Origin of the sequence: Planomonospora sp. ID91781 (assembly GCF_015711595.1) — a bacterium.
GTDB lineage: Bacteria > Actinomycetota > Actinomycetes > Streptosporangiales > Streptosporangiaceae > Planomonospora > Planomonospora parontospora.
On sequence record NZ_JABTEY010000001.1, the window covers coordinates 885,964 to 903,815 of the forward strand.

The window sequence follows — 17,852 nt, forward strand, 5'->3', positions numbered from 1 at the left end:
CGCTGGGCCGAGTCCGGTTCTGGTCGGGTCCGGTTCGGGGCGGTGGTCGGTGTGGGGGCGCACGGGGGCGGGCCGGTGGTCCTGGCGGCCGTCGCAGCTGGACTCTGGTGGGTTCCGGCCTCCGGCCTGGACTCGGGCGCGCGGGGTTCGGGCCTTTATACGCCGCCAGGACCACCGGCCCGCCCCCGTGCCCGGCTGCTGCGCCGTACCGATGCGGGCCGTAGCGTCTCGCTCTCCGGCCGCCCAGCGGTCCCGCCGACGCTGAAGCGACCGGTACGGGTCCGGCTTACGGCGGCTCGCCGTAGCTGAAGCCATCGTGGCGGAAAGGAGCGCAGGGCTGAGCACCGCAGGGTGTCATTCGGAGACCGGTACGGGTCCGGCTTACGGCGGCTCGCCGTAGCTGAAGCCATCGTGGCGGAAAGGAGCGCAGGGCTGAGCACCGCAGGGTGTCATTCGGAGAGAGGGCCAGCCTCCGCATCCGGGGACTCAGCTGATGATCTCAGCCGGTGCTCATGGCCGTGACCGTCTCCCGTCCCCCTTCACGACCATCTACCGGCATTTCTGCTGACCGCGAGACCGAACTGCGGTGACCACCCACCAACAGATCATCCTGTCCGTTCACAGTCTCCATCCTCGGTGCGGACCGCGAACAGAGGACATCGGTCGATGGAAGCCGTTGCCGGACGACTCATGTCCGTTGCTTTCCTGATCGTCGTGGGGCGAAGGAGCCAGGTACGGCGCTGTCTGTGAATCGGTGACCTCAGCGCGGATCCAGAACCGCGATGTCGGAACCGAAACCGACCGCCAGGGAGCTTGACGGCGTGGCGGCCAATGCCGCGACCCGGGCCGGGAACACCAGTGCCGGACCCGCCTGCCGACCTGTGGCCAGATCCCACACTCGTGCTCTCCCGTGCCCGTCCCACCATTCCCCGCTGACGGCGACGGGCCTCCCCTGCAGGGTCGAGGTGATCAACGTATGAGCTCTGACGTCATCGGCCACGGATGCGGTCTCCCGGCCGGTCAGAGGATCCCAGATGCGCACCGTGTGGTCCCAGCCCTTAGTGACGACCATCAGACGCTCCTCGACTGACGCCACCGCGGCCAAGGACACCTCGCAGCCGTCACCGAACGGCACCCCGATCCGTCGCCCGGTGCCCAGCTCCCAGACGTGCACCGTCCCATAGCCGTTGTCCCCATCGAGGTCGGTCACGGTGACTGCCATCGCCCTATCACGAAAGGACGCCGTGGCCGCCGACAGCAGGCGGCACTCCTCGACGAGCGGTGATCCGAGCGCCTGACCGGTGGCCGGATCCCACAACCGCACCGTGTCGTCCAGGCAGCCTGAGATCACCACCAGGCGTCCGTCGAGTGTCGCGGCGGTCAGAACCGGGGCGTGACCCGCGTCGGTGAGCACCTCGCCGGTTCGCCGGCCGGTGACGGGATCCCACACCCGTATGGCTCCCTCACCGCCGCTACCGGTGATCAACAGCGGGCTGTCACCGATGACCGCCACGGTCACCTGGCCGACACCACCGCCGTCGCGGACAGGTCTTCCGATCCGCGCTCCGGTCGCCAGATCGTGCAGCCGTACCTCGCCTCCGTCATCGGCGGAGACGAGATATCGGCCGTCTCCCGTCACAGCGACTGCGCGTACCTCGGCGTCATGGCTCGTACGGGCATGCGGAAGCGCATCGACCAAACCCGACCCGGTGGCCCAGGCCGGACTCCAATGCGCGGGGGTGATCATCCAGCCGTGTCGCGGTGATCCGGGCGGCCAGCTCGGGGTCACCCAACCGTGCCGCGTCCAGTGCCGGCACCTGCCGCCGGACGGTGTCGGATGCTCCGCGGTGGAAGTGAACAGAGGTCCGGTACACCGCCGCCAGACGTGCCTGCGCATCCAGCACCGCTGTATGCGGCCATCTAAAAATCCAGGTGGGCGGGCAGGTGACTCCAGGTAGATGGCCAGAAGGATCCCGGTAGACGGACATCGGAAATCCTGGTCGATGGCCACGTAATCTCTCGATCTTGCTCGTGTGTCCCAGGCGCATGGCGACGCTTCACCCGGTTTGAGTGGCGGACGAGGTAACCAGCCGTTTCGACCGGGAGGAGCCTTGTGACCAAGTCCGACGCGGAGTTGATGGAGATCTTCAGCGCCTACGACCTGACCGGATGCGCCTGGTCAGCGGCGCAACTGGCCGGATGCGATCCCAAGACGGTGCAGCGCTACGTCGCGATGCGCGAAGCGGGCGGCGTCCCGTCGAAGCGAGCATCGCGGACCAGGTCGATCGATCCGTTCCTGGCCAAGATCGAGGAGAAGGTCGAGCGCTCAGGCGGCAAGGTCCGGGCCGATGTGGTGCACAAAGACCTGGTGGCGATGGGCTTTCGCGGCTCGGAACGGACCACCCGGCGTGCCGTGGCGGCGATCAAGGAGTCGTGGCGGGCAGGCCGGCGGCGCGTCTACCGGCCCTGGATCCCCGAGCCGGGCATGTGGCTGCAGTGGGACTGGGGCGAAGGACCGCGCATCGCCGGACGCCGCACCCAGCTGTTCTGTGCCTGGCTGGCCTGGTCGAAGTTCCGCGTGGTGCTGCCCGCTTGGGACCAGACGCTCGGCTCGCTGACCGCCTGCCTGGACGCGGCGCTGCGGACCATCGGCGCAGCGCCCACCTATCTGCTGACCGACAACCCGCGCACGGTCACCGTCGAACACATCGCCAAGATCCCGGTCCGGCACCCGCAGATGGTCGAACTCGGCCGCCACTACGGATGCGTGGTGCACACCTGCGAGCCGTTCGATCCCGAGTCCAAGGGCGGCGTGGAGAACACCGTGAAGATCGCCAAAGCCGATCTGGTGCCCACCACCACGAACCTGCGCTCCAGCTACGGCAGCTTCACCGAACTGGAGGACGCCTGCGCCCGCTGGAGCGAGCAGGTCAACCACCGCACGCACCGGGCCACCCACCGCCTGCCCGCCCACATGCTCGAAGAAGAACGCGCTCACCTGCACGCACTGCCCGCCGAACCCTACGCACTCGCGCTCGGCGAGGAACGCATGGTCGGCGAGGACCGCACCGTCCGCTGGGGCGATGTCCGCTACTCGGTGCCGCCCGGCCACGAAGGCCGGAAGGTCTGGTGCCGCGTCCACGGCGACGAACTGGTCATCGTCGGCCGGCGAGCACACGACGGGCCGGGTCGGCAGCAGACCGGCGGCGCCGGCCTGGCCGAACTCTGGCGCCACCAACTGTCGACCCCGGGCCGGCCCCGCATCGTCGAGGCCCACTACCCGGACCACCCCGGCGGCAACGGCCCCCGCCAGCCCCGGCCACGGCCGCAGACCAAAGCCGAAGAGCGCTTCCTGGCCATCGGACCGGGAGCCGAGGCCTGGCTGATCGAAGCCGCGGCCACCGGCGTCGCCCGCATCCGCGCCAAGATGGCCCGCGCGATCGAACTCGCCTCGCTGGTGGGTGCCGAGCGCGTCGACGCCGCACTCGGCCTGGCCGCCATCCACGGCCGCTTCGGCGAGAGTGATCTGGCGTCCATCTGCGACCACCTGGCCCGCAGCTCAGCTGCCGGTCCGACCTCCATGGCCGATGAAAAGCACTCCGCCCAGCCCGGCACCGCCTCCTGGGCCGCCGTCCGCGGGACACCCCGGGAACGCCGCGGGAACGGGGACTGACCAGACCGCCGACATCAACCACCATGCCGACCTCGGCGGCCTGACCACTTCACACCACTCGGAGACTACACATGAGCGTTTCGCTGCCCAAGGCGCCACCCATCCCGGCCGAACTGGAAGCGCTGTTCACCCGGATGCGCTTTCCCTACGCCCGCAAAGCCGCACCCGACGTGCTGGCCACCGCCCGCGCTCAGCGCTGGGACCCCGCCGAAGTGGTGCGGGTCCTGCTCGCCGAGGAGGTCGTCGGCCGCGACAACGCCACCCGCCGCAGCCGGCGCAAGAGCGCCAACCTGCCCAACGGCAAGACCTTCGAGTCCTGGAAGAGCGAGCTGTCATCCATCCCGCAGGCCACCCAGAACGCCCTGCGCACCCTGGAATGGGTCAGCCGCCGCGAGAACTGCGTGATCTCCGGCCCGTCCGGCACCGGCAAGACCCACTTCATGGAAGCCCTCTGCCACGAGGCCATCGACGCCGATCTGCGCGTGTCCTGGTTCACTCTGGAGACCCTGGCCGTCACCATCGGCCGCGCCAAAGTCGACAGCAGCGTCGCCCGGACCATCGCCAGGATCTGCCGCTCCGACATCATCGTGGTCGACGACATCGGCCTGCTCCCGGTCAGCCACGAGACCGCCGAAGCCTTCTACCGCCTGGTGGACGCCGCCTACGAACGCCGCAGTCTCGCCGTCACCAGCAACATCCATCCCTCCGGCTTCGACACGATCATGCCCAAGACCATGGCCACCGCCACCGTCGACCGCCTCATGCACCACGCTCACATGGTCGAGACCAGCGGTGAGTCCCATCGCCTGGCCGAAGCACTCGCCGGAAAGGGCGTCGTCCCTCTCACCTGACCGTCCATCTGGACGTTACATGTCCGTCTACCTGGAGATTTCATGGCCGCCAGCCTGGATCAGGCTGGCCGCCTACCTGGAGAGGCTCCTGACCGTCCACACACCGCCTCGGCCTGCTCGGGTGCTGCCGTAATGAGAAAATGCATATCGGTCGACAGCTCGCTCGCTGTCTCCGGATCAGAGCACGACCACTGGCCAGACATGTGCGGCAGCGTATCCGAGTCGACAAAGGGGCATCGCAGGACCGTCGGCAGATCATGAAACTGCGGTGCTCAGCCCTGCGCTCCTTCCCGCCACGATGGCTTCAGCTACGGCGAGCCGCCGTAAGCCGGACCCGTACCGGTCGCTTCAGCGTCGGCGGGACCGCTGGGCGGCCGGAGAGCGAGACGCTACGGCCCGCATCGGTACGGCGCAGCAGCCGGGCACGGGGGCGGGCCGGTGGTCCTGGCGGCGTATAAAGGCCCGAACCCCGCGCGCCCGAGTCCAGGCCGGAGGCCGGAACCCACCAGAGTCCAGCTGCGACGGCCGCCAGGACCACCGGCCCGCCCCCGTGCGCCCCCACACCGACCACCGCCCCGAACCGGACCCGACCAGAACCGGACTCGGCCCAGTGACACGCGGTGAGAAACCACCACACGAACGGAGTCGCACTCGCTCACCGCACGGCGCCGGCCCCCGGCATGTGCCGGGAAACCACCACACGAACGGAGTCGCACTCGCTCACCGCACGGCGCCGGCCCCCGGCATGTGCCGGGAAACCACCACACGAACGGACCGGACCAAAGGAAAGGTCGCGCTGTGTTTCACGTGAAACACAGCGGGACCCTAGTGAGGAAGAGGGCTACTCCTCCGGTGGTTCCACCGATCCTGGAGCCATCGTCGCGATGATGCGCTCCAGATCGTCGATGGTCGCGAACTCCACCACGATGCGTCCCTTGCGGCGGCCGAAGTCCACCTTCACCCGGGTTTCGAAGTGGTCTGAGAGTCTGTCCGCCAGGCGGCGGAGCGAGGGGTCCTCCTCCGGCTTGGCCCGCGGAGCGCGAGGCGCCGGGGCGGAAGCCGCCGAAGCGTCCCCCATCGCCACGATCTCCTCGACGGCGCGGACCGACAGGAGCTCGGCCACGATCCGGTCTGCGAGGCGTTCCTGTGCGGCTGGATCATCCAGGCTCAGCAGGGCCCGGGCGTGGCCCGCGCTGATCGTGCCCGCCGCCACCCGGTTCTGAACCCGGGGCGGGAGGTTGAGGAGCCGGATGGTGTTCGTCACGTGCGAGCGGGAACGGCCGATGCGGGCGGCGAGCTGTTCGTGGGTGGCGCCGAAATCGTCCAGGAGCTGACGGTAGGCGGCCGCCTCTTCCAGCGCGTTGAGCTGCTCGCGCTGGAGGTTCTCGATCAGGGCGTCCAGGAGGAGCTTGTCCTCCTGGGTGTCCCGCACGATCGCCGGAATCAGCTCCAGCCCGGCCATCGTGGAGGCCCGCCAGCGGCGCTCCCCCATGATGAGTTCGTACCGGTCGTCCCCCGCCCTCCGGACCACGATGGGCTGGAGAAGACCGACCTCCTTGATCGAGGCGGCCAGTTCCTTGAGCGCCTCGTCATCGAAGATCTCCCGGGGCTGCCGGGGGTTCGGCACGATGTCCCCGACCGGGACCTCGAGGAAGTAGGCGCCGGCGACCGGCTTGAGGCTCTGCTCCCGAGGAGCCGGCTCCGGAGCCACCATGGTCGCGGTCGCGCCGGACCCGACGGGTGCGGTGGGCTCCGCAGGCGGGGGAGCCGTGGGGATCAGTGCCCCCAGCCCTTTGCCCAGTCCTCTCGGCTGCTTACTCACTGCCCCTCCCCAAGGCTCGACGTCTCGCCCTCAGTAGTGTCCGCGGCGGCACCGCCGAGGCCCTCCCCGCCGCTCACACGGCCGCGCCGCGGTAGGCGATCTCACGGGCGGCGTCCATGTAGGCCATCGCACCGCTGGAGCCCGGGTCGTAGGTCATGACCGACTGCCCGTAGCTGGGCGCCTCGGAGACACGCACGCTCCGCGGGATGAGCGTGCTCAGCACCGTGTCACCGAAATGGGACCGTACCTCCTCCGCGACCTGCGAGGCGAGCCGGGTACGGCCGTCGTACATCGTCATGAGGATGGTGGACAGGTCGAGGGTGGGGTTCAGGTGGGCGCGGACCAGCTCCACGTTCCGGAGCAGCTGGCCCAGGCCCTCCAGCGCGTAGTACTCACACTGGATCGGGATCAGCAGCTCGTTCGCGGCCATCAGCGCGTTGACGGTCAGCAGGCCGAGCGAGGGCGGGCAGTCGATGAGGATGTAGTCGAACTCGATGGCGTCGTAGGCGGCCAGCGCCCGCTGCAACCGGGCCTCGCGGGCCACCATGGAGACCAGCTCGATCTCCGCGCCCGCGAGGTCGATGGTGGCGGGGGCGCAGTAGAGGCCGGGCATGTCCGGGACCTCCTTCACCACCTCGATGAGCGGCATGTCCTCCACCAGGACCTTGTACATGTCCGGCACGTCGCCGCGATGCTCGATGGCCAGGGCCGTCGAGGCGTTGCCCTGCGGGTCGAGGTCCACCACCAGGACGCGCTGACCGTGCATGGAGAGTGCCGCCGCCAGGTTGACCGACGTCGTGGTCTTTCCCACGCCGCCCTTCTGGTTGGCGACGGTGAAGATCCGGGTCTTGGGTGGCCGGGGCCAGTCGCCGTCCCGGGTCGCCGAGGAGTTACCGGAAGCGACCGTGGTGTTCTGGGGCGATGTTTCACGTGAAACCACTGAGCTGAGTGCCTCTCGTACCAGCGGCGATTCGCCGGGGTTAAGGGGATTGGGGGTCACGGTCGTCTTCCTTTCCACCGGCTGGGCCGCGACGGGAGGAGCCGAGGCCGGCCATCCCAGGCCTGAGGGACTGCCGGGCGGAGAAAGGAGGGGGGTCGCCGGCCAGCCGAGACCACCCGCCGCGCTGGTGATCACACGTCCGCGATCGTCCAGCGTGGAGAGCCCGGCGCTCGCGCCGGGGAGCGTTCGACTCACCGGATCTCCTTGGCCTTGCACTCGCTTTTCGGTCCGTCTACTGGCCTCGCGCCCGTTTCGGGCGCGGAGCACGATCCTTTCGGCGAGAGGCCTGCCGGGCTCTCTCGGGGGCCCGACCGGCGACCACCCGGATGAGAGTTGCATGCGGCTCGACCTTACCGTGCCCGACGGATACAAGCTCGGCGGTCAGCACTCCGCTGGACCGCAATTGCGCCTCGGCCTCGGCCAGTTCCTCAGCCGCACGCTCCCCCTTCATCGCGAGCAGCTCTCCCCCCTCGCGGAGCAACGGCAGCGCCCAGGACAGCAACCGGTCGAGCGGCGCCACCGCCCGCGCGGAGGCCACGTCGAACTCGCGCTTGCCGGCGAACTCCTCGGCCCGGCCGCGCAGCACCTCGACATTCTCCAGTTTCAGTGAATCGACGCACTCCTGGAGGAAGACCGTCCGGCGCAGGAGTGGTTCGAGGAGCGTGACCGAGATGTCGGGCCGGACGATGGCGAGCACGAGGCCGGGCAGGCCCGCACCCGAGCCGATGTCCACCAGCCGAACGTCCTCGGGGACGGCCTCGGCGACCACCGCGCAGTTGAGCAGGTGGCGGTCCCAGATCCTGGGCACCTCGCGGGGGCCGAGCAGTCCGCGCACCACTCCTGGACCGGCGAGCAACTCCGCGAACGCCTCCGCTCGGGACCAGGCCTCACCGGTGAACACCTCACGTGCCACCTCGGGCGGTTCGGGCAACTGGTCGCTCACTGGATGATCACTCTCTCCTCAGAATCAGCGGGCCACCCCCGGGGGTGTGAGCCGTTGCCGACATGCGCTATGCGAACCAACGTTAGCCGACGTCCGGAGGGATCCGCCGTGCCGGCAAGAGGGACGAAAAAGGCCGCCGTCCCTGGCGTGCCAGGGACGGCGGCCGGTCGTCCGCCCGCCGGAGCGGTCAGGCGGGGAGCACCACCACGAAGCGGCGGGGCTCCTCGCCCTCGGACTCGCTGCGCAGGCCCGCGGCGGCCACGGCGTCGTGCACGATCTTGCGCTCGAACGGCGTCATCGGCTGGAGGGACTTCGGCTCACCGGAGCGCTTGACGTCCCCGGCGACCTTGGTGCCGAGCTCGCGGAGCTCGGCCCTGCGGCGGTCGCGGTAACCGCCGATGTCGAGCATCAGCCGCGAGCGCTCCCCCGTCTGCCGGTGGACCGCCAGCCGGGTGAGCTCCTGGAGCGCCTCCAGGACCTCGCCGTTGGGACCCACCAGGTCGCCGCCCTTGACGTCCACCACGGAGACGACGGCGCGGTCGCCCTCGACGTCCATGTCGATGTCACCGTCGATGTCGGCGATGTCGAGCAGCCCTTCGAGATAGTCGGCCGCGATCTCGCCCTCCTGCTCCAGGGCTGCGAGATCGGGAGCCGCCTTGGCCGCGGTCTCCTGCTGGGCCTCAGTCACGTCCAGCCACTCCTTCGTGCTGTCGGGATGGGTCGGGGAGCGCCGTGGATCCTGCCTGCGGGATCCACGCCATCTGCCGGAACTACTTCTTACCGCCCGTCCGCTTGCTGCGGGGCTGGCGGGTCGGCTGCTGGCGGGTGACCTTGGGGGCCGGCGGCGCGGGCGGGGCCTCGGGCTCGGGTGCGGTCTTGCGCACCTTGCTCATCAGTCCCGGCTTGGGGGCGGGCGTCACGATGTTCCCCTTGGCGTCGAGCACCGGCATGGGGTGCCGGCTGTAGTACCAGTGCTGCTGGCCGAGCGTCCACAGGTTGGTGGTGACCCAGTAGAGGATCAGGCCGAGGGGGAAGTTCAGGGAGAAGATCGCGAACAGCGGCGAGATGTACATCAGGATCTTCTGCTGCTGCGCCATGGGGTTGTCCGGCATCTGCGCGATCGAGCGGGTCACGCTCTGCCGAACGGTGAGGAAGGTGGTCAGCGAGCTGATCGCCACGAAGATCGCGAGCACCACCTTGGCGACGACCGGGTCGGCGCCGAGGGCGGTGACCTCCTTGGCGTCCCAGAAGAAGGTGGTCGGGAGCGGGGCGCCGAAGATGTGCGCCGCCCGGGCGTCGTTCACCAGTTCCTGCGTCATGCCGAACTTCGGCTGGCCGGCCGCCATGGCCTGCAACACGGTGAACATCGAGATGAAGATCGGGAACTGCGCCAGGATCGGCAGGCAGCCGCCGAGCGGGTTGGCCCCCGCTCCCTGGTACAGCGCCATGACCTCCTGGTTCATGCGCTGCTTGTCGTTCTTGTAGCGCTTGCGCAGCTCCTGCACCTTCGGCGCGAGCTCCTGCATCTTCTTCGACGAGCGCATCTGCTTGAGGAAGAGCGGGAAGATCAGCAGCCGCATCAGCACGGTCAGCGTGATGATGGTCAGCGCCCAGTTGAGCCCGCTGTCCTTCGGGATGAAGGTGCTGTAGCCCTGGTGAATCCAGGTGATGACTTGGGCGACGGCTGTGTACAGCCAGTTGAGCCAGGACAGCTCCACCGAGCTAGCTCCCTTGCGTTTCGTGGGACCGGACCGGGCGTGGGGGCACCGGGTCTAAACCTCCGGGATGGAATGGGTGGCAACGCCCGATCCTCCGGATCGTCAACCATGTGCCGCGCAACGCGCCGTGAACGGCTATCGCCTCGAGGCCGTAGGCGCTGCACGAGGGATGGAAACGGCAGCGGGGACCCAGCAGCGGGCTCACGAAGGCCCGGTAGAACCGGATCGGAGCCATCAGGGTCCGGGCGGCCGGGGAGGCCCCGGCGGTCTGCTGCGCCGTCATCGTCATCCCTCCATGCGAGTCGTGGAGGACTCTCGCCGCCTGAGCAAACGATCGAGCGCGACGTCGAGTTCGGCGGCTAGGCGCTCGCTCCGCGCGGACGCGGCCGGTGGATTGGCGCGTACAACCAGCAGGCTACCTCGCGGAAGGCGGTCGAGCCGGTCGCGCATGAGGTGTCTCAGCCGGCGCTTGACCCGGTTGCGGACGACCGCACCGCCGACGGCGCGGCTCACCACGAACCCCACCAGGGGCGGCTCACCGGCCCGCAGATCTGGAGCGCGCATGCCGAGGTGCGCGACCAGCGTGGGGCGGCCCGAGCGGCCGCCCTTCCTGACCGCGCTGTTGAACTCCTCGCCCCGGCGCATGCGGGACCTGGACGGCAGCACGAGAGGACCTTCTCAACCCTGGGCAGGTACGGCTGTCGCCCGCCGGACCTCACGGTCGGCGGGCGACAGGACGCTCACTGCCCGGCCCGGCGAACCGGGCACGGCGGACGCGCGTCAGGCGGAGAGCTCGGCGCGGCCCTTGCGGCGACGGGCGGCCAGGATCGCGCGACCGGCACGGGTGCGCATGCGCAGCCGGAAGCCGTGGGTCTTCGCGCGACGGCGGTTGTTCGGCTGGAAAGTACGCTTGCTCACGAGTGGGCTCCAGGCTTGAGGCGCATCCCCAGCACATGGGGATGTTCGACATGGCTGGCCTGCCGGATGCGGGGCATGCGAAATAGCCGCCGCGTGGCAAGCCGACCGTCGTACGTTACGGGTCGGATGCGTCCCAGGTCAAACCGGACGCCTCCGCCGAGCCGGTCGTCCACAGTCCCCCAGGCTTCTCTTCCACCGGCGTTTCTTTATCCACAGGATGTGCACCCAGCCTCCCCTGCACAGCCACTAGGCTGTGGACAACGTCTTGAACACCCTGTGGACACGGACTACTGTCGGCCCCTCCGGACCTTCTTCCCGCTGTAGAACACGGCCTTGCCGTCTGTGCGGGGTTGTGCACGGCTTGTGGATCCGCTGTGGATTCCATGTGGATTTCGAGACGGGACCACGACCGGCCGCACAGCCGCCGACGTGTGGACAGCTTGTGGACAACGGGAGATCCGAGGCGCTCGGCGGCCATCGGTGTGGACGAAGAGCGGATTCGCGGTGTGCTCGCGGGGGGCCGCGTCGAAGGAGGGGAGCCGGGCCATGGACGAGATGGAACTCGGCGCGGTGTGGGCACGGGTGCTGGCGAGTTCCCTCCATGAGGACGTCCCGCCCATCCACCGCGCGTGGCTCGGGCAGACCGTGCCCTTCGGTCTCATGAACGACACCGTGGTGCTCGCCGCTCCCACCGATTTCGCCCGGGACGTGCTGGAGAACAAGCTCCGCCCCCTGGTCACCCAGGCGCTCTCCCAGGAGATGGGCCGCCCGATGCGTTTCGCGGTCATGGTGGACCCCGCCGCGAGCGCGAACGCCGGCCCGGGCCCCGGGGCCGGCGGCCCCGGGAACGCCGGGCGCCCCGGGAGCGGCACCTCCCGGCCCCGGGAGGCCTATCCCCAGGACTCCGGGACGGGTTATCCCCAGGGCAACGGGCCGCAGCCGGGTTATGCACAGGGTGGAAACGCCCAGCACCACGGGGGTGCCGGCCAGCAGCACCCCTATCCCGCGGCGCGCCCGGCCGCGCCGCCGTCCACCGACTATCCACAGCCCCGGCCACAGGGTCAGGGCTTCTCCTTCCCCTATCCGCAGGGCGAGGGCGACTATCCCCAGCGGGAGGAGAACGCGCAGCCGTACCGCCCCGCTCCGCCCGCGCCCGCGCCTCCCCCGGCGGAGCAGGACCAGGGCCAGGGGTACGGCGGGCGGGGTTATCCCCCGCAGCCGGCGCCGCCCCGCGCCGAGCCCGGCGCCTTCGAGCGTCCGGCGCCCGTGCCTGCCCCCGCCCAGAACAGGTGGGACTCCCGCGGCGGCCGCACTCCGGGGGAGCCCGCGCGGCTGAACCCGAAGTACACCTTCGAGACCTTCGTCATCGGCTCCAGCAACCGTTTCGCGCACGCCGCCGCGGTCGCGGTGGCCGAGGCCCCGGCCAAGGCGTACAACCCGCTGTTCATCTACGGCGACTCCGGCCTGGGCAAGACCCACCTGCTGCACGCGATCGGCCACTACGCGCAGAGCCTCTACGACGGCGCGCGGGTGAGATACGTCAGCTCGGAGGAGTTCACCAACGACTTCATCAACTCCATCCGCGACCACAAGGCCGACAACTTCCGCGGCCGCTACCGGGCCGTGGACATCCTGCTGGTGGACGACATCCAGTTCCTGGAGGGCAAGGAGCAGACGCAGGAGGAGTTCTTCCACACCTTCAACACCCTGCACAACGCCAACAAGCAGATCGTCATCTCCAGCGACCGGGCGCCCAAGCAGCTGATCACCCTGGAGGACCGGCTCCGCAACCGGTTCGAGTGGGGCCTGATCACCGACGTGCAGCCGCCCGAGCTGGAGACCCGCATCGCGATCCTGCGCAAGAAGGCGATCCAGGAAGGGCTGGCCGCCCCGCCCGAGGTGCTCGAGTACATCGCCAGCCGCATCTCCACCAACATCCGCGAGCTGGAGGGCGCGCTGATCCGGGTGACCGCGTTCGCCAGCCTCAACCGGCAGTCGGTGGACCTGCAGCTCACCGAGGTCGTGCTCAAGGACCTGATCACCGAGGACGCCGACTCCGAGATCACGATCGCCACGATCATGGCCTCGACCGCCACCTACTTCGGCCTGTCGATCGACGACCTGTGCGGCGGCTCGCGCTCGCGGGTCCTGGTGACCGCCCGGCAGATCGCGATGTATCTGTGCCGGGAGCTCACCGACATGTCGCTGCCGAAGATCGGCCAGCAGTTCGGCGGTCGCGACCACACGACGGTCATGCACGCCGACCGGAAGATCCGCTCGCTCATGGCGGAGCGGCGCTCGATCTACAACCAGGTCAACGAGCTCACCACGAGGATCAAGCAGCAGTCGCGCAATGGGTGAGCGATTCCCCACAGATGATGCACAGCCTGTGGAAAACCTTGTGGATCAGCACCGAGGCCAGGGACGACCTGGGCAATCAGAAAATTTCGGGCGGCTGAGCCGATGATGAGCCGCTCTCGCCTTATTACCCGCCTGGGGACAACTCTGGGGAGAACCTGGGGACAACTTGTTGACAACCCGTGGACAACATGTGGACGCCCTGTGCGCAGAGTTTTCCCCAGGGACAAATCGGTCTCCTACCCCGTGGAAAACCTGGGGAAACCTCGTGGATAACCATCGTTTACCGGTGGATGGGGAGCCCCTCACCTGGGGATGGCCTGTGGGTAGAGTTCGGCCGTCCACAGGCGCGCCGGTTTCCCACAGGCTCCGCCCACACCCCCGGTGGATGAAAAAACAGGGTGTGAGCTGCGAAAACGAGGTCCGTCCACAGTTTCCACACCCCCTACTGTGATGACCCCACTTATCTCTCAAGAAGAAACTCAAGACCCATAGAGGGGTTCCGGAGCAGCGCAGGCGCGCGACAGTGAACACTTGAACCCCAAGGCACCGAGCGGACAGCGCTCGATACACAGGAGGCAGATCCACGTGATGTTCCGGGTCGACCGAGACGTGCTCGCAGAGGCGGTCGCATGGACGGCACGCAGCCTTCCGGCGCGTCCCTCCGTGCCGGTGCTGGCCGGCATGCGCCTCGAGGTCACGGAGGGCGGTCAGCTGAAGCTCTCCGGCTTCGACTACGAGGTCTCCGCCGAGGTGACCCTCGAACTGCAGACGGGCGAGGCCGGAGTGGTCCTCGTCTCCGGCAGGCTCCTCGCCGAGATCACCCGCGCGCTCCCCGCACAGCCTGTGGATTTCGTGGTGGAGGGGGCCAAGGCCGTCGTCACCTGCGGCAGCGCCCGGTTCACACTCCTCACCATGCCTGTGGAGGACTACCCCTCCCTGCCGGCCATGCCCCCGGCCGCCGGGCGCGTCGGCAGTGACGTGTTCGCCTCCGCCGTCGCCCAGGTCGCGGTGGCGGCGGGCAAGGACGACACCCTGCCGATGCTGACCGGCGTGCGGGTGGAGATCGAGGGCGACACCGTCACCCTCGCCGCCACCGACCGCTACCGCCTGGCCGTGCGCGAGCTGAAGTGGCAGCCGGAGCAGGCCGACATCTCGGCGATCGCGATGATCCCCGGCAAGACCCTCGCCGACACCGCCAAGGCCCTGGGGTCGACCGGCGCCCAGGTCGAGATCGCGATGAGCTCCGCCGGCGGCACCGGGGAGGGCATGATCGGCTTCTCCAGCGCCGGGCGCCGCACCACCACCCGCCTGCTCGACCCGGAGTTCCCCAAGTACCGCTCGCTGCTGCCGACCGAGTTCTCCGCCCGCGCGGACCTGTCCACGGCCTCGTTCGTCGAGGCGGTCAAGCGTGTGGCGCTGGTCGCCGAGCGCAACACCCCCGTCCGGATGGCCTTCCGCGGCGGAGAGGTCGTGCTGGAGGCGGGCAGCGGCGACGAGGCGCAGGCGGTGGAGGTCCTGCCGGTGGACTTCGAGGGGGACGACATCAACATCGCCTTCAACCACCAGTTCCTGCTGGAGGGCCTGCACGCGATCGACTCCGACGTGGCCCGGCTGCAGATGACCACTTCCACCAAGCCCGCCATCCTCACCCCGGGCAAGCCTGTGGACGACGACGGCGCCACCGCCTACCGCTACCTGATCATGCCGATCCGCCTTTCCAGCTGACGGGGCGCGGTCCGCCGCACCCGTGCGGGCCCGCGGTCCCGGCGGCCGCGCGCCCGCACGGGCCCCTCCGGGCGGAGCGCTCCGACACCCCGGGAGGCCGCCCAGACCGCCGCTGAGGCCCGTGGGGTCCCTGGGGCGGGCCGGAGGCGGCCGGCGGGCGGTCGGCCGGGCGGAGAGCCGCTCAGCGCCGCGAGCGCCGGTACGGCCCGCCCGTGCCGCCGCGGCGGCCGCGGATCCGGTACGGCCCGCGTGAGCCCGTCCGGACCCGGGTGGATGATGGGATCCCGGGAAGGGGATGCTCGTAGGGCACAGCGGTACGGACGGTTTGGGCGATCCTGAAGGGGACGGCACATGCAGATCGGCATGATCGGACTGGGCAAGATGGGCGGCAACATGGCCGAGCGGCTGCGCCGCGGCGGTCACGAGGTCGTCGGTTACGACCGGGACCCCGGCGTCAGCGACGTCGGGAGCCTGCAGGAACTGGTGGACCGGCTGCAGGCGCCGCGCGCGGTGTGGGTCATGGTCCCGGCGGGGGCGCCGACCCAGGCGACGATCGAGGAGCTCGGCAAGCTGCTGTCGGCCGGGGACGTCGTCGTCGACGGGGGCAACTCGCACTATGTGGACGACCAGAAGCACGGCGCCGAGCTGGCGGCCCGCGGGATCGGCTTCGTCGACTGCGGCGTGAGCGGCGGCGTGTGGGGCCTGGAGAACGGCTACGCGCTGATGGTCGGCGGCGCCGGGGCGGACATCCAGCGGCTCCGGCCGGTCTTCGAGACCCTCAAGCCCGAGGGCGAGGACGGTTTCGTCCACGCGGGCGAGATCGGCGCCGGGCACTTCGCCAAGATGGTCCACAACGGCATCGAGTACGGCATGATGCAGGCCTTCGCCGAGGGCTGGGAGCTGCTGGAGGCCGCCGACATCGTGACGGACGTGCCGGGCGCCTTCAAGAGCTGGCGGCAGGGCACGGTCATCCGCTCGTGGCTGCTCGACCTGCTGGTCCGCGCGCTGGACGAGGACTCCGACCTGTCGGGCCTGCGCGGTTACGCCCAGGACTCCGGCGAGGGCCGGTGGACGGTCCAGGCGGCGGTGGACCACGCGGTACCGCTGCCCGTCATCACCGCCGCGCTGTACGCGCGGTTCGCCTCGCGCCAGGACGACTCCCCCGCCATGAAGATGGTCGCGGCGCTGCGCAACCAGTTCGGCGGGCACGCCGTCACCGCCAAGGAGGGCGAGGTCGCCAAGGGCGCCGACGCCCCCGGCGCCGACGTCGTCCCCCCGGTCGAGGCCCAGGGATAGGCCCCACGGTCCACAGCCTGTGGACGGGTGCGGCGCGGCGGCGTGCCCGTCCCGCGGCCGTCCACAGGCTGTGGACCTCGAGCCGCAGGCTGTGGACCTCGAGCGCCGCGACCGCCCGCCCGCCGTTCCGCCGCCCGGGCCGCCCATGCCCCTTCGGTACGGCCCGGCTCCTGCAGCCACCGCAGGAACGGGAAGGCACTAACGTAACGGCGTGCACGTAGCCCACCTCTCGCTGACCGACTTCCGGTCCTACGACGCCGTGGAACTCGCCCTCGAACCGGGCGCCGCGGCCTTCGTGGGGCCGAACGGGCAGGGCAAGACCAACCTGGTCGAAGCGCTGGGCTATGTGGCCACGCAGTCGAGCCACCGGGTCGCCACCGACGGGCCGCTGGTCCGGCAGGGGGCGGCGCGGGCCGTCGTCCGCTCGGTGGTCGTGCGCGACGACCGGCGGGCGCTGGTCGAGCTGGAGATCAACCCCGGGAGGGCCAACCGGGCCAGGCTGAACCGCTCCCCCGTGTCCCGCCCGCGCGACGTCATCGGCCTGCTGCGCACGGTGCTGTTCGCCCCGGAGGACCTGGCCCTGGTCAAGGGCGACCCCGCGGAGCGCCGCCGGTTCCTGGACGACCTGCTGGTGGCCAGGACCCCCAGGTTCGCCGGGGTCCGCGCCGATTACGACCGGGTGCTCAAGCAGCGCGGGGCCCTGCTGCGCACCGCGGCCCAGGCCAGGCGCGGCGGCCGGAGCTCCGCGCGGAGCGGCCGCCGGGCCGAGAGCGAGGCCGCGTTCGCGGCGGCCGGCGCCGGCGACGTGCTGAGCACGCTGGAGGTCTGGGACGCCCACCTGGCCAGGCACGGCGCCGAGCTGCTGGCGGCCCGGCTGGAGCTGGTCGAGGCGCTGCGCCCGCTGGTGACCGCCTCCTACGCCTCCCTGGCGCCCGGTTCCGCGCCGGTGGACCTGGCGTACCGCAGCAGCCTGTCCACAGGATCCACAGGGCCTGCGGGGTCTGGGGACGCCGCAGGCACTGCGGGCGCCGCGGCGTCCCCAGGGTCTGCGGCGTCTGTGGACACCGACGGCGCCGCGGGTGCCGTGGCCCGGTCGGGCGCGGACGCTCCCGACCGGACCGCGCTGGAGGAGGCGCTCCGGGCCGGTCTGCTGGAGGTCCGCACCGCCGAGCTGGAGCGCGGGGTCACCCTCGTCGGGCCACACCGCGACGACGTGTTCCTCGGCCTGGGGGAGCTGCCCGCGCGCGGCTACGCCAGCCACGGCGAGTCCTGGTCCTTCGCCCTGGCCCTCCGGCTGGCCGCCTACGACCTGCTCCGGGCCGACGGCGGCGACCCGGTGCTGATCCTCGACGACGTCTTCGCCGAGCTGGACGCGCAGCGCCGCCGCCGGCTGGCCGAGCTCGTCGCGCCCGCCGAGCAGGTGCTGATCACCGCCGCGGTCCCCGACGACGTACCCGCGGAGCTGGCCGGGGCCCGGTTCGACGTGGCGGAGGGGAGCGTGGCCCGTGTCCGCTGAGCAGACGCCGGAGCCGGGGACAGGGACAG

15 protein-coding genes are annotated in these 17,852 nt (G+C 70.2%); 6 read left to right on the forward strand and 9 right to left on the reverse strand.

What is annotated here, in order from left to right:
* Window positions 1-760: 760 nt before the first annotated feature.
* Window positions 761-1,747 carry a WD40 repeat domain-containing protein gene (locus HS048_RS04115; RefSeq protein WP_196466186.1) on the reverse strand — a complete coding sequence of 329 codons (987 nt, stop codon included), beginning with the start codon at window positions 1,745-1,747 and terminating at the stop codon, window positions 761-763.
* Between the two features lie 390 nt (window positions 1,748-2,137).
* Between HS048_RS04115 and istA the strand changes: the two genes are divergently transcribed.
* Window positions 2,138-3,673 (forward strand): IS21 family transposase, encoded by a 1,536-nt coding sequence (gene istA / locus HS048_RS04120; protein WP_196467781.1) that lies wholly within the window; start codon window positions 2,138-2,140, stop codon window positions 3,671-3,673.
* Between the two features lie 71 nt (window positions 3,674-3,744).
* Complete coding sequence (gene istB / locus HS048_RS04125) at window positions 3,745-4,524, forward strand: IS21-like element helper ATPase IstB (protein ID WP_196466187.1); 780 nt, start codon at window positions 3,745-3,747, stop codon at window positions 4,522-4,524.
* A gap of 841 nt (window positions 4,525-5,365) precedes the next feature.
* Here the strand turns inward: istB and HS048_RS04130 are convergent.
* The 8 genes from HS048_RS04130 to rpmH all read right to left on the reverse strand — a co-directional run bounded on the left by HS048_RS04130 (window position 5,366) and on the right by rpmH (window position 10,925).
* Window positions 5,366-6,346: a ParB/RepB/Spo0J family partition protein gene (locus HS048_RS04130; RefSeq protein ID WP_196466188.1), complete on the reverse strand. Its 981-nt coding sequence runs from the start codon at window positions 6,344-6,346 to the stop codon at window positions 5,366-5,368.
* A gap of 73 nt (window positions 6,347-6,419) precedes the next feature.
* Window positions 6,420-7,187: a ParA family protein gene (locus HS048_RS04135; protein ID WP_068900548.1), complete on the reverse strand. Its 768-nt coding sequence runs from the start codon at window positions 7,185-7,187 to the stop codon at window positions 6,420-6,422.
* A 391-nt stretch (window positions 7,188-7,578) separates the two neighbouring features.
* Window positions 7,579-8,289 (reverse strand): 16S rRNA (guanine(527)-N(7))-methyltransferase RsmG, encoded by a 711-nt coding sequence (gene rsmG / locus HS048_RS04140; protein ID WP_084008700.1) that lies wholly within the window; start codon window positions 8,287-8,289, stop codon window positions 7,579-7,581.
* 187 nt (window positions 8,290-8,476) lie between these two features.
* Entirely contained in the window at window positions 8,477-8,977 is a 501-nt protein-coding gene (locus HS048_RS04145) for a R3H domain-containing nucleic acid-binding protein (protein ID WP_068900275.1), read from the reverse strand.
* An 82-nt stretch (window positions 8,978-9,059) separates the two neighbouring features.
* Complete coding sequence (yidC, locus tag HS048_RS04150; RefSeq protein WP_196466189.1) at window positions 9,060-10,007, reverse strand: membrane protein insertase YidC; 948 nt, start codon at window positions 10,005-10,007, stop codon at window positions 9,060-9,062.
* Window positions 10,008-10,011: 4 nt separating this feature from the next.
* Complete coding sequence (gene yidD / locus HS048_RS04155; protein WP_084008698.1) at window positions 10,012-10,290, reverse strand: membrane protein insertion efficiency factor YidD; 279 nt, start codon at window positions 10,288-10,290, stop codon at window positions 10,012-10,014.
* A gap of 2 nt (window positions 10,291-10,292) precedes the next feature.
* Window positions 10,293-10,673, reverse strand: coding sequence for a ribonuclease P protein component (rnpA, locus tag HS048_RS04160; protein ID WP_068900270.1), 381 nt, complete (start codon window positions 10,671-10,673; stop codon window positions 10,293-10,295).
* 114 nt (window positions 10,674-10,787) lie between these two features.
* Entirely contained in the window at window positions 10,788-10,925 is a 138-nt protein-coding gene (rpmH, locus tag HS048_RS04165; protein WP_010849920.1) for a 50S ribosomal protein L34, read from the reverse strand.
* A 546-nt stretch (window positions 10,926-11,471) separates the two neighbouring features.
* Here rpmH and dnaA point away from each other — a divergent pair.
* The 4 genes from dnaA (at window position 11,472) to recF (ending at window position 17,823) form a co-directional block, all read left to right on the forward strand.
* Window positions 11,472-13,286 (forward strand): chromosomal replication initiator protein DnaA, encoded by a 1,815-nt coding sequence (gene dnaA / locus HS048_RS04170; protein WP_068900267.1) that lies wholly within the window; start codon window positions 11,472-11,474, stop codon window positions 13,284-13,286.
* A 585-nt stretch (window positions 13,287-13,871) separates the two neighbouring features.
* The gene (gene dnaN, locus HS048_RS04175) at window positions 13,872-15,011 is read left to right on the forward strand and encodes a DNA polymerase III subunit beta (RefSeq protein ID WP_068900265.1); all 1,140 of its coding nucleotides are present in this window, start codon (window positions 13,872-13,874) and stop codon (window positions 15,009-15,011) included.
* 351 nt (window positions 15,012-15,362) lie between these two features.
* Entirely contained in the window at window positions 15,363-16,307 is a 945-nt protein-coding gene (gnd, locus tag HS048_RS04180; protein ID WP_068900263.1) for a phosphogluconate dehydrogenase (NAD(+)-dependent, decarboxylating), read from the forward strand.
* A 211-nt stretch (window positions 16,308-16,518) separates the two neighbouring features.
* Complete coding sequence (gene recF / locus HS048_RS04185) at window positions 16,519-17,823, forward strand: DNA replication/repair protein RecF (protein ID WP_068900261.1); 1,305 nt, start codon at window positions 16,519-16,521, stop codon at window positions 17,821-17,823.
* The last annotated feature ends 29 nt before the right edge of the window (window positions 17,824-17,852 follow it).

Bases quoted from the DNA above. Each gene is read 5' to 3' on its own strand.
- yidD (WP_084008698.1), bottom strand. From the start codon at position 10,290: ATGACGGCGCAGCAGACCGCCGGGGCCTCCCCGGCCGCCCGGACCCTG.
- gnd (WP_068900263.1), top strand. From the start codon at position 15,363: ATGCAGATCGGCATGATCGGACTGGGCAAGATGGGCGGCAACATGGCC.
- HS048_RS04115 (WP_196466186.1), bottom strand. From the start codon at position 1,747: ATGATCACCCCCGCGCATTGGAGTCCGGCCTGGGCCACCGGGTCGGGT.
- dnaA (WP_068900267.1), top strand. From the start codon at position 11,472: ATGGACGAGATGGAACTCGGCGCGGTGTGGGCACGGGTGCTGGCGAGT.
- istB (WP_196466187.1), top strand. From the start codon at position 3,745: ATGAGCGTTTCGCTGCCCAAGGCGCCACCCATCCCGGCCGAACTGGAA.
- istA (WP_196467781.1), top strand. From the start codon at position 2,138: ATGGAGATCTTCAGCGCCTACGACCTGACCGGATGCGCCTGGTCAGCG.